We start from the raw sequence: 12,661 nt of genomic DNA, 5'->3' as shown, positions 1-12,661 counted from the left end.
GATTTACCTTCTATATAAGCCGTCGCTCTAACTTAGCTATAGCTTCTTGGTTCAGAGATTAAATTATGTTTATTCAATAAGCGGTACATTGTTGCTCGAGATACACCAAGCTCTTTCGCAGCAGAAGAAACCTGACCATCATGAGACTCTAAAACCATCAATAAAGCGTCTCGCTCTGAGTTTTCTCGAATCACTCGTAAGCTACGTTTTGTATCATTACGCTGAGGAAGATCTAAATGCTCAAGATCAATCGTCATACTATCAGCAAGAAGTACCGCTCGTTTTACTTGATTAACTAATTCACGAACATTCCCAGGCCACGGATAATGCAGCATGGTTTGCATAGAATCTTCAGAAAAAGTACGTGCTTGAGTATTGTATTCTTTTGCATAGCGTTGAAGGAAGTGCTCCGCAAGAATCGCAATATCTGAACTTCTCTCTTTTAAAGAAGGCACATGGATACGCAGTACATTCAGGCGGTAATAAAGCTCTTCTTTAAAACAACCTTCTTCTATCCCTTTCTCAAGATCAATATGACTTGCAACAATCACTCGCACATCAATATCGATAAAACCTTCAGACGTTTCAATATTACCTTCTTGTAAGAAACGTAATAAATGTTGCTGTTGGCTGACTGGTAAATCATTAATATCATTTAAGAATAATGTACCGCCATTCGCTTGAAATAGTTTTGACTCTTTGTACTCTGAAAGATGAAGGCCAAATAATTCTTGCTCTATTTTAGATTCAGATAATGAACCACAATTCAGTGAAACAAATGGGCCTTTGTTACGACCAGATGAATCATGAACGGCTCTAGCTACCGCATCTTTACCTACACCGCTTTCTCCTGAAATTAAAATAGAGACATCAGTTGGTGCAACTCGACGAATTTGATCTCGTAGACGTTTCACTGCTGGCGCTTCACCTAGAATACCTAAGTCTGACTTCTTACCCATATTAGGCCAAACTTTACGCTCTAGCTTTAACATACCTAACTGGTGACCAATAGTACTTAGCAATTGCGTATCAGGAATTGGGGCGGTGAAAAAATCGATACAGAAGTTTACTATGAATTGGCAAATAGTATCTGAGCTCAATTGTGATTCACGAATAAATGCCATCCAGCGAACTTGTTTGTTGTTATTAACCAACGTCGCAATACCATTAAGACTAAAATCGTCTTGGCTTAAGTCTACAATACCAATGCATGGGCCAATTTCGTCAAACAGTGTTTGTGCTGCTCGAAGATCATAACAACGATGACAACGCCAACCTACCTGTTCTAATACTGCTAACCAAGGTTCATAACTTCCGCCAACAACCACTAATGAACCGGGAACAGAATCCATACGAAACTGAGTACTCATATAAGCCTTACCTCTAAATTCTTGAATGAAACTAACTGAGAAATCGTTATAGAACAACTATACAGGTTTTAAGACCCCCCAGCGTCTCACAAACGAGATGCACGTCATCCTTTTAACAAAAACAAAACAACTAAAAGCTAAATAATAAATGACAGTTAACATATTAGAATTAAAGTTGACTCATTTATAAGAATGAAGGGTAAGTTTGATATAAAAATGGAACTTTTAATTACTTTTAAAGGCGGGGATTTAAGTAAAAAAGAATTGTAAAAGTTAGGTCAATTGATAAAAAAGTGTAATTACTTTCTCATTTTTATACATTATGTAAGAAAATTAATAAAAAAAGAGCAACTTAGTAGTCGCTCTTTTTATTAATTCTATTCTTAATTATGCTTGTGGACGCATAGAAGGGAATAAAATTACGTCACGAATTGTATGAGTGTTAGTGAATAGCATCACTAAACGGTCAATACCAATACCTTGACCCGCTGTTGGCGGTAAGCCGTGCTCAAGCGCTGTAATATAGTCAGCATCATAGAACATTGCTTCATCATCACCAGACTCTTTTGCATTAACTTGCGCTTTAAAACGCTCATCTTGGTCTTGAGCATCATTAAGCTCAGAGAAACCATTTGCTACTTCACGACCACCAATGAAAAATTCAAAACGGTCTGTAATGAAATCATTGTTGTCGTTACGGCGTGCTAATGGAGAAATATCTGCTGGGTATTCAGTGATGAACGTAGGTTGCATTAACTTAGGTTCCGCTGTTTCACCAAAGATCTCTTCAAGAAGTTGACCACATGTCCAGAAGCTTTCAACATCAACATGAACTGATTTCGCGATAGAAACCATTAAATCACGATCTTGAACGCCTTCGTACGTTAGCGCTTGAATCTCAGCATGCTCTGGGTTGTATAGTTTAATCGCGTCTAGCATGCTCATACGTGCGTATTTGCCACCAAAATCAACGGTATACTCACCGTAAGGCATTTTATCGCTGCCTAGAACAGAGATAGCTACTTGAGATAGCATTGCTTCTGTTAGATCCATTAGATCGTTGTAATCAGCATACGCCATGTAGAATTCCATCATTGTGAATTCTGGGTTATGACGTGGAGATAGGCCTTCGTTACGGAAGTTACGGTTAATTTCGAACACACGCTCAAAACCACCAACAACTAGACGTTTTAGGTAAAGCTCAGGGGCGATACGTAGGTACATATCAACATCAAGTGCATTATGGTGTGTTACGAATGGACGTGCAGAAGCGCCACCAGGGATAACGTGCATCATTGGCGTTTCAACTTCCATGAAGCCTTTATCAACCATGAAGTTACGAATTGCAGAAACCACTTTAGATCGGATAACAAATGCAGTACGTGAATCATCATTTACGATAAGGTCAACATAACGCTGACGGTAACGCATTTCTTGGTCAGTTAAACCGTGGAATTTTTCAGGTAATGGACGCAGTGCTTTTGTTAGCAATACGTACTCTTCCATGTTCACGTAAAGATCGCCTTTACCTGATTTATGTAGAGCACCTTTAACACCGATGATGTCACCGATATCTAAACCTTGGTATTTCTCTTTAAGCTCTTTTTGCACTTCTTTTGCTGCATAAGCTTGGATCTTACCAGACACTTCTTGGATCAATAAGAAAGGACCACGCTTAGCCATGATACGACCTGCGATAGCAACGATATGGTTTAATTCTTCTAGCTCTTCTTTGGTCTTCTCACCAAATTCTGCTTGAAGATCCGCAGCAAGGCTGTCACGACGGAAGTCATTCGGGTGGCCATTTGCCTTACATGCTTGACGGATATGGTCTAATTTACCACGACGTTCTGCAATCAGTTTGTTTTCATCTAGTTGTACTTGGTCAGTCATAATGAACCCTTTCTTATAATCCAGATTTTAAGCTGGCTTCGATAAATTTATCTAAATCACCGTCTAATACGGCTTGCGTATTACGATTTTCAATGCCGGTACGCAAATCTTTAATGCGCGAATCATCTAATACGTATGAGCGAATCTGACTGCCCCACCCGATATCGGATTTAGAATCTTCGTTTACTTGTTTCTCTGCGTTTTGTTTCTGAAGCTCAAGTTCAAACAGTTTTGCTTTCAACTGCTTCATCGCTTGTGCTTTGTTTTTATGCTGAGAACGATCATTTTGACATTGCACAACTGTATTTGTCGGAACGTGAGTAATACGTACCGCAGATTCAGTGGTGTTTACGTGTTGACCACCCGCGCCAGACGCTCGGTATACATCAATACGTAAATCAGCAGGATTGATATCTACTTCAATATTGTCATCTATTTCAGGATAGATAAACGCTGAAGCAAATGAGGTATGTCGACGACCACTTGAATCAAATGGAGATTTACGAACTAAACGGTGTACACCCGTTTCAGTACGTAACCAACCATAAGCGTATTCACCAGAGATGCGTACTGTTGCGCCTTTAAGGCCAGCAACATCGCCATCAGAAACTTCAATAATCTCTGTTTTAAATCCTTTGGCTTCCGCCCAACGCAAATACATACGCAACATCATTGATGTCCAATCTTGCGCTTCTGTACCGCCAGAACCTGATTGTAAATCAATATAACAATCTGAAGGATCATGCGCACCAGAGAACATACGACGGAATTCTAATGTCGCTAGTTTTTCTTCTAAGTCAGCAAGCTCTGGTTCAATCTCATCAAACGTTTCTTGATCTTGTTCTTCAACTGCTAACTCAAGCAAACCTTCAACGTCTTCGCCGCCTTGATCTAATTGGTCAATAGTTTCAACAATCGCTTCCAAAGAGGCACGTTCTTTACCTAACGCTTGTGCGCGCTCAGGTTCGTTCCATACTTCAGGTTGTTCTAACTCTGCATTGACTTCTTCTAGACGCTCTTTCTTAGCATCATAGTCAAAGGTACCCCCTCAGGATATTTGTGCGATCAGACACATCCTGGAGGCGGTTTTTAATAGGATTAATTTCGAACATGGTGTTTTATCATCGCCGAATAAAAAATAACCGAGAGATTTTAACGAAAAGTGTGATAGAAATCGAGGTATTTCAACCTCTGAAAGCAAGAACAATAAGGTTTGAGAAAATGGTGTAAATTTAATCACACCAAATTCTTTTTTATTTAACCTCAACTCGGAATACGAGCCTTTCTATTTTCATACAAAACAAAAACGCAACATCTCATTAGGTATTTCTTAACGGCTAGTTTAGTATAAATTAACCTTTTCACGTTATAGAAGGGTCGCTTTACATTGGTTCTATGTATTCAACCATTAATTGCAATGTTTGATTACCTCTAAATTCATTAATATCTAAACGATAAGCCAGCTTCACTTTTTGGACCGACGCATCAGGCCAACGACGAATATCAATATTAAAAGCAATAGCATCGACCATTTTATTGGTTGGGAAATCTTTATGAATTGGCTCTAACATCAATTTAAGGTGTTTCTCACCCACCAAACGCTGATTCAATACTTTAAATTCACCATCAAAAATCGGCTCGGGAAAAGCTTGTCCCCATGGGCCACCAGCTCGAATAATTTCAGCAGTTCCTAGGGTAAACTCTTCTGGTGTTAATTCCCCATCAGATAAAACCACCCCATTAAGGGCCTCTTCTTCTACGGATTCACGAACTACGCCATCAAAAGCTTGATTGAACTTTTTATAATCGACTTCTTTAATAGTTAAGCCCGCCGCCATTGCATGGCCACCAAATTTTAGAATCAAGCCTGGGTTACGGGTATCAATCAAATCCAATGCATCACGCATATGAAAACCAGGGATAGAACGACACGAACCTTTAATGAATCCATCACCACCATCAGCAAAAGCAATCACTGGACGGTGATATTTCTCTTTAATACGCGAGGCTAAGATACCAATCACACCTTGATGCCAATCGCGTTGGAATAACACTAAACCAAAAGGCAATTCACTTTGCGCCCCAAACTCTAATCGTTCACAAATCGCCATTGCTTCATCTTTCATGCCTTGCTCTATCTCTTTACGAGTTTGATTCAAGGCATCTAGCTCTGAAGCCATGCGGCGAGCAGCGTGAATGTTATTGGACATAAGAAGTTCAACACCAAACGACATATCATCCAAACGCCCTGCTGCATTAATTCTTGGTCCAAGTGCAAAGCCAAAATCAGAAGCTAAAATTCGAGACGGTACTTTATTTGCTACTTCGATTAACGCTTGTATGCCCGGACGACACTTACCCGCACGAATTCGTTGAATACCTTGATGCACTAAAATACGGTTATTTTCATCCAGCGCCACCAAGTCAGCAACAGTGCCTAGTGCGACCAAATCCAATAAATCAGCAAGATTCGGAATAGGTATATTTTGAGTTTCAAACCAATTGTTTTCACGTAAACGTGCACGAATCGCTAACATCAAATAAAACGCGACGCCAACACCCGCTAAAGATTTAGACGGAAAAGCACACTCTTCTAGGTTTGGATTAACAATTGAATCGGCAATCGGTAAAGAAGCCCCCGGTAAATGGTGATCGGTTACGACCACTTGCATGCCATAAGCTTTAGCTGCCGCGACTCCTTCAATGGATGAAACACCATTATCTACCGTCATAATGATTTCAGCGCCCATCGCCTTAGCTTGATCGACAACATCAGGACTTAATCCGTAACCATCTTCAAAACGATTCGGCACTAAGTAATCCACATTACTGCTGCCCATTAAGCGAAACGCCATGACAGACAATGCTGAACTCGTCGCGCCATCAGCATCGAAATCACCCACAACAATAATACGCGTTTGCTTTGCTATCGCTTCAACTAAGATATCAACGGCTTTAGTAATGCCATGCATAGATTGAAATGACAGTAGCGATTTGGCACCACGCTCTAATTGAGAATTTGATGTAATACCACGAGCCGCATAAATCCGTTGTAAAATTGAAGGAATTGAACTCGGAAGAGCTGGAATTTCTGGAATAAGACGACGTTTCACTTCAATCATGATAATGGCCCAAGGTAAGGTTTATAAAGATAAAAAAATCCCCGCACTATACTTAATTTAAATAAGTATTGCGGGGATTTAAATTCAATTACGTAAGAATTATTTTTCTAAGTCTTTCAAAAGCTCTTGTGCTGGTTTGTAACCAGGTACGAGATCACCATTAGGTAGCACAATCGCAGGCGTACCATTTACACCCATTTTACGACCTAATAAATACTGTTCTTTGATGATGTTCTTACACTGAGCTGTTGCTGGTTTTGAACCATTAATTGCACGGTTTGATTTTGCATCTTCCATCGCCTGTTGCTTATCATCAGCACACCAAATTTGTGCCATTTTATCAGCAACAGAGCCTTGGTAACCTTGGCGAGGATATGCTAAATAACGAACAGTAATACCAGCATCATTATAGTCTTTCATCTCTTTATGTAACTTAGTACAGTAGCCACAAGTTATATCAGTGAAAACTGTAATGACATGCTTTTCATTTTTCGCAGGGAACACGATCATGTTTTCGCTTTGACTATCAACTAATTTAGCAAAACGAGCCGCTAATAAATCTTTCATATTGCCATTTTCATCAAACTCAAAAATACGACCTTGAATAAAATGCTTACCGTCATCTGATACATAAAAAATACCAAATGGCGTTTCAACTTGTTTAAAGCCATCCACTTCAGAATCGTGAATCGCTTCAACAGGCAAGCCTAATGTCGTTAAACGCTGAGTAATCGCTTGCTCTGAATCAACCTGAGATGTTTCAACAACTGACGGAGATACTGCGTGCTCTTTTGCTTGCTCATCAGAACACGCGGTAAAAGAAATAACACTTAATAAAGCAATACACATCGCGCTAGTACGGCGAATAAATGACATAAAAGATACCTATAAAAAAAGTAAAAATAGAAGGTTTAAATTTTAGAGTAACAAACCAACAAGAAGTTCCCTCTAACTATGAACGAGGATGGTGTTCTTGATGAATTTGTTTTAAACGTTCTGTAGCTACGTGAGTATATATTTGTGTCGTCGAAAGATCACTATGTCCAAGTAACATTTGTACGACTCTAAGATCTGCCCCATAGTTTAGTAAATGTGTAGCAAACGCATGGCGTAATACATGGGGTGATAATTTATCCGTATCAATACCCGCGATCACAGCATAGTGTTTAATACGATGCCAAAAGGTTTGCCTTGTCATTTGTCTGGCTCTTTTACTAGGGAAGACCACATCTGAACTTTTTTCGCCAAGTAACGCTGGACGCCCTTGATCCAGAAAAGTTTGAATCCAATCTACCGCATTTTCACCCATTGGTACTAAGCGTTCCTTGTCCCCCTTACCTGTAACACGAACAACACCTTGGCGAAGGCTCAAGTTTTCCATGGTTAAACTTACCAATTCCGTCACACGCAAACCTGTAGCATAAAGCAGTTCTAGCATTGCACGATCTCGAAGCTCTAATGGATCGTCTACATTTGGTGCTTCTAATAAATCATTTACCTGATCCTCACTCAAATCTTTTGGTAAACGTTGCGGTAATTTAGGGCTCATCAATAACGCGGTTGGATCATCACCACGTATTTTCTCACGGTGTAAATACTGAAAAAATCGACGAAGTGCTGACAGCATACGCGCTCGCGATGTCTGTTTATATTCTTTATCTACCAAATACGCTTGATATTCATTTAATCCCATTGCTGAAATAGAAGCGCATTTATAATGATTATCTTCTAGCCATTGCAATAATTTCACCAAGTCATTTCGATACGAAGCTAACGTATTTTCTGATAATCCACGCTCCATCCACATGGTATCTAAAAAACGCTCAATTAAAGCCATATCATTGTTCATTGCCATCACCATTTACTGAAAACCAAAAAATACTGGTTAGAATTACAGTATTAAACAATTATCACCGCTTTCATTGCAAGTTTAATTTTAAGAATCATTTGCGGTACACTAGGCTTTCGTCCTCTTTAATAATGGTAGTTAAAATGAAAATTGGTCTGTTTTACGGCTCGTCCACTTGTTACACCGAAATGGCTTCTGAAAAAATCAGAGCAATCATGGGCGAAGAGTTGGTTGATATCTACAATATTAAAGAGACTCCAGTAGCTACAATGAACGATTATGATCTGCTGTTACTTGGCATATCTACATGGGATTTTGGTGAAATTCAAGAAGACTGGTTAGCTGTGTGGGAAGAGTTAGATGGCCTTTCTCTAGAAGGTAAAACTATTGCTCTATTTGGTCTAGGAGATCAAGAAGGCTATGGCGAATGGTTCTTAGATGCAATGGGTCTATTGCATGATGAATTAAAAGCAACAAACGCTAAGTTTATCGGTTATTGGAAAAATGAAGGTTATCAGTTTGATGCATCAAAAGCGTTGACTGAAGATGAATCTCACTTTGTTGGTTTGGCGTTAGATGAAGACAGCCAATACGATAAAAGTGATGAGCGTATTGAGCAATGGTGTGAACAGGTGTTAGTGGAGTATCACGATTCGCTTTAATAGCTAGAAACGATACGCTTCGCTAACTAGATCGCTTCGCTCCTATAAAAGAAAAGAGCGAGTAAACTTAAACAGTTACACTCGCTCTTCTAGTCTCTAAAAATTATGCACTTTCAGTTACTAATTCGTCTTCTTTCGAACCTACAAAACGAACGATAATCATCGATGCAAACGTTGGGATAACCCAAGCCATGCTATGCTCAAACATTGGTAACATAGAGAATACTGACATATCCGCACCCGCGACCTTTGCTGCATCTAATATCGCAAAACACGTCGCAACTAAAATAACAACTCGGTATGCAAGACGAGGATTAGGCATAAATTTGCGAGTAAATGCTAACGCAACTAATGCAATTGCTACTGGGTAAAGTAAAAATAACACAGGAACAGACAGTGTAATCAATTGACTTAATCCTACATTAGCAACTACTGCACACGCAACACCAACGATAATAACCCACGCCTTATATGTCACTTTACAAATTGAACTGAAATAATCTGCACAAGCTGAAATCAGACCAATCGCTGTTGTTAAACAAGCAATCAATACGATAATAGACAATACGATTTGACCAGAAGAGCCAAACAATGCATGAGTGTAAGCCGTTAAGATAGCTCCACCATTGCCAGCACCCGCAGCGACAGTACTTGACGTCGCGCCTAAGTAAAATAGTGAAATATAAACAAATGCCAAGCCTGATGCAGCAATTAAACCTGCAATAGTTAAATACTTAGTTGTTGCTTTATGTTCTGTAATCCCTTTATTCTTCAATGCATCAATAATCAAAATACCAAACATTAAGGCACCAAACGTATCCATGGTGTTATAGCCCTCAAAGAAACCTGTAGTTAAAGGGCTATCAATGTACTTTCCTGTCGCAGCAACAATATCCCCTTGTGGGTTAATAAATACGGCAATAGCAAGAACGATTAAACCAATGAATAACGCTGGCGTTAAGAACTTACCAATCGTATCGATTAGCTTACCTTGAGACCACGCAAAAAACATTGCGATTGAAAAGAATGCGATTGAAAATAGAGTTAGAGAAAGCTGACCCGCATCCGCTCCAAGAAAAGGTTTTGCTGCCATTTCATAAGCAACTAATCCCGTACGTGGTGCAGCAAAAGCTGGACCAATAATAACGAACATTAGAATCGCCATGATCATTGCTACTTTAGGCGGTAAATCACGAGTAAGGTGCTGCCAAGAACCACCAGAAACACCGATAGCAATAATAGTCAGTAATGGTAAACCAACGGCTGTAATTAAAAATCCACTCATAGCACTAAAGACATGCGCTCCAGCCATTTGACCAGCAATTGGAGGGAAGATGATATTACCCGCGCCTAAAAAGAAGGCAAAAAGCATAAAGCCAACAGCAATGATATCAGTGAGTTTTAATGATTGTTTCATAAGAAACCCTTGTATAATGTTGTGTGTATTTAATGTTGTGTTTTATATCTTTTTCGATATTTATGTCAGAATAATGAACAAATTATCAATAATTCGCAATAGTCTAGAGAAAAACACCATAATCAAATTGCCAACAAGCCAATATGCAGTGTTATCCTCTATTAATTGGTTTTATAAAAGAGTGATCAATTAGCATTCAAAGATTCAACAAAATATCAAAAATAGAATATCACACCATTTAACATATAAATTACAACATTAACAACTATACTCATATTGAGCTAATTATGAATAAAAGCTTCACTTTTAAACAATTTCATATTGATATCGGACAATGCGGTATGCCAGTAAGCACTGACGGTGTTTTATTAGGTGCGTGGGCAACAATTAATAACAGCCTGTCGATCTTAGATATAGGGTGTGGAACTGGATTATTAAGTTTAATGTGTGCTCAAAGAGAACCATTGAGTCAAATTGATGCTGTAGAATTAATGCCAATGGCGGTAGAAGTAGCTCAAGCTAATTTCCAAAACAGTAAATGGGCAAAACAAATAACCTTGTTTCATCAAGATATTCTCTCTTTTACTCCACAAAAAACCTACGATGCTATTATTTGTAACCCTCCCTATTTTAATAACGGTGAACAATCACAAAAAGGGGAACGCTCTGTTGCTCGTCATACTGACGCTCTACCATTTTTTGATTTACTAACACAATGTAAAAAATTACTCACCTCAGAGGGGCGTGCAAGTTTCATTCTTCCGCTCATTGAAGGTGAACAATTTATTGAAATAGCTAAAAACTGCGATTTTAAGCTAACAAAACTCACAAAGATCAAAACAACTGAAAAAAAATCCGTTTCTCGCTTATTAATAGAACTTTCTGTTTTTCCTTATGATTATCAAGAGAATACATTAATAATTCATAATCAAGATGGCTACAGTGATGCCTTTATTAACCTAACAAAATGTTTTTATCTCAATATGGATTAAAAGATCGGTGATCCATCTCTAATAAATCACTATAATGTCTGGCTAACATGATATTTATACTCTTTAGACCTGAACGGAGAATCCAACAGTGATCAAAACGTTTGCTGATCTCGATCTATCCCCTAACCTACTGCGCGCTCTTGAGGAGATTGGTTATCAACGTCCAACTCAAGTTCAGGCTATGGCTATTCCTGAAGCATTAGAAGGAAAAGATATCCTTGCTTCTGCTCCAACTGGTACTGGTAAATCTGCGGCTTTTTTATTGCCTGCTTTACAGCATCTTGACGATTTCCCACGTCGTGATCCGGGTCCTGCGCGCGTATTGATCCTGACGCCAACACGTGAACTTGCAATACAAGTAGCTGATGAAGCTCGTGAATTAGCAAAATATACTCACCATAAAGTATTTACCATTACTGGTGGTATCAGCTATCAAGAGCATGCTGATATTCTTGCAAGAACTCAAGATATCGTAGTAGCAACACCTGGACGTTTAATGGAATACATCGAAGCTGAGCGCTTTGACTGTCGTGCTATTGAAACGCTAATCCTTGATGAAGCAGACCGTATGCTAGACATGGGCTTTGGCCCTGTTGTTGACCGTCTTTCAAAAGAGTGTCGCTGGCGTAAGCAAACCTTTTTATTCTCTGCAACATTAGAAGGTCGTGGTGTTGAAGGCTTTACAGCTGATCTATTAAATGAACCAGCAACAATAAATGCAGAACCATCACGTCGTGAGCGTAAGAAGATCACTCAGTGGTATCACCGTGCCGATAATATGCCTCATAAAATTGAGCTATTAAAAAGCATCTTAACTCAACAAGCTGAGCGCTCAATTGTCTTTGTTAAAACGCGCGAGCGTCTTGCTGAACTTCGTGGCCATTTAGAAACCGCGAAGATTTCATGTGCATGGTTACAAGGTGATATGCCACAAGAAAGCCGTAATAATGCTATCGCTCGTTTCCGTGACGGCAAAGTTAACGTACTTATTGCAACAGACGTTGCTGCTCGTGGTATCGATTTGCCAAACGTAAGCCATGTTATTAACTTCGACATGCCACGCACTGCTGACGTATACCTACACCGTATTGGCCGAACTGCCCGTGCTGGTAATAAAGGCAGCGCTGTTTCTTTAATCGAAGCACACGATCAACCAATGATGGAACGTGTTGGCCGTTACGTTAAAGAAGAAGATGAGATCATTAAAGAACGCTTTATTGAAGGGTTAAAACCAACTCATAAAAAACCTGTTTTTAAAAATAAACAGAAAAAGAACGCGAAGAAAAAAGCGGCTTTAGCGAAGAAACTTGCGCCGAAGAAAAAAAAGAAAAAGTAATTTCTGTATGCTTCGCTAGC

Annotated in this window: 10 protein-coding genes; 3 read left to right on the top strand and 7 right to left on the bottom strand. The window is 39.2% G+C overall.

The annotated features are described in order from the left end of the window. Positions 1 to 32: 32 nt before the first annotated feature. The 6 genes from BTO22_RS01615 to xerD form a co-directional block, all read right to left on the bottom strand. Positions 33 to 1,370 (bottom strand): sigma-54-dependent transcriptional regulator, encoded by a 1,338-nt coding sequence (locus BTO22_RS01615; RefSeq protein WP_105054013.1) that lies wholly within the window; start codon positions 1,368 to 1,370, stop codon positions 33 to 35. Positions 1,371 to 1,757: 387 nt separating this feature from the next. Next, a complete protein-coding gene (lysS, locus tag BTO22_RS01610) occupies positions 1,758 to 3,263 on the bottom strand; it encodes a lysine--tRNA ligase (RefSeq protein WP_105054012.1) in 1,506 nt (501 codons plus the stop codon). A gap of 13 nt (positions 3,264 to 3,276) precedes the next feature. After that, positions 3,277 to 4,375, bottom strand: a protein-coding gene (gene prfB / locus BTO22_RS01605) for a peptide chain release factor 2 (RefSeq protein WP_105054011.1) whose coding sequence is annotated in 2 segments (ribosomal slippage) — positions 3,277 to 4,299 and positions 4,301 to 4,375 — 1,098 coding nt in all. Because the reading frame shifts where the segments join, the coding sequence is not laid out codon by codon here. A gap of 270 nt (positions 4,376 to 4,645) precedes the next feature. After that, on the bottom strand, positions 4,646 to 6,385 hold the full coding sequence (gene recJ, locus BTO22_RS01600) for a single-stranded-DNA-specific exonuclease RecJ (protein WP_105054010.1): 1,740 nt from the start codon (positions 6,383 to 6,385) through the stop codon (positions 4,646 to 4,648). Positions 6,386 to 6,484: 99 nt separating this feature from the next. Then, a complete protein-coding gene (dsbC, locus tag BTO22_RS01595) occupies positions 6,485 to 7,261 on the bottom strand; it encodes a bifunctional protein-disulfide isomerase/oxidoreductase DsbC (RefSeq protein WP_105054009.1) in 777 nt (258 codons plus the stop codon). Positions 7,262 to 7,337: 76 nt separating this feature from the next. After that, positions 7,338 to 8,234 carry a site-specific tyrosine recombinase XerD gene (gene xerD / locus BTO22_RS01590; RefSeq protein ID WP_105055533.1) on the bottom strand — a complete coding sequence of 299 codons (897 nt, stop codon included), beginning with the start codon at positions 8,232 to 8,234 and terminating at the stop codon, positions 7,338 to 7,340. Positions 8,235 to 8,377: 143 nt separating this feature from the next. Here xerD and fldB point away from each other — a divergent pair, with 143 nt between their 5' ends. Further along, the gene (fldB, locus tag BTO22_RS01585) at positions 8,378 to 8,896 is read left to right on the top strand and encodes a flavodoxin FldB (RefSeq protein WP_105054008.1); all 519 of its coding nucleotides are present in this window, start codon (positions 8,378 to 8,380) and stop codon (positions 8,894 to 8,896) included. Positions 8,897 to 8,999: 103 nt separating this feature from the next. Here fldB and brnQ read toward each other — a convergent pair whose 3' ends face one another. Further along, positions 9,000 to 10,313, bottom strand: a complete 1,314-nt coding sequence (brnQ, locus tag BTO22_RS01580) for a branched-chain amino acid transport system II carrier protein (RefSeq protein ID WP_105054007.1) — start codon at positions 10,311 to 10,313, stop codon at positions 9,000 to 9,002. 287 nt (positions 10,314 to 10,600) lie between these two features. Here brnQ and BTO22_RS01575 point away from each other — a divergent pair, with 287 nt between their 5' ends. Both BTO22_RS01575 and srmB read left to right on the top strand, forming a co-directional pair. Continuing rightward, entirely contained in the window at positions 10,601 to 11,305 is a 705-nt protein-coding gene (locus tag BTO22_RS01575) for a tRNA1(Val) (adenine(37)-N6)-methyltransferase (protein WP_105054006.1), read from the top strand. A gap of 88 nt (positions 11,306 to 11,393) precedes the next feature. Beyond that, positions 11,394 to 12,641 carry an ATP-dependent RNA helicase SrmB gene (gene srmB, locus BTO22_RS01570; protein WP_105054005.1) on the top strand — a complete coding sequence of 416 codons (1,248 nt, stop codon included), beginning with the start codon at positions 11,394 to 11,396 and terminating at the stop codon, positions 12,639 to 12,641. The last annotated feature ends 20 nt before the right edge of the window (positions 12,642 to 12,661 follow it).

It is taken from the genome of Aliivibrio sifiae (genome assembly GCF_002954705.1).
GTDB lineage: Bacteria > Pseudomonadota > Gammaproteobacteria > Enterobacterales > Vibrionaceae > Aliivibrio > Aliivibrio sifiae_A.
The sequence above is the reverse complement of the archived record's forward strand: the minus strand, read 5'-3'. Positions and strand labels throughout refer to the sequence as shown.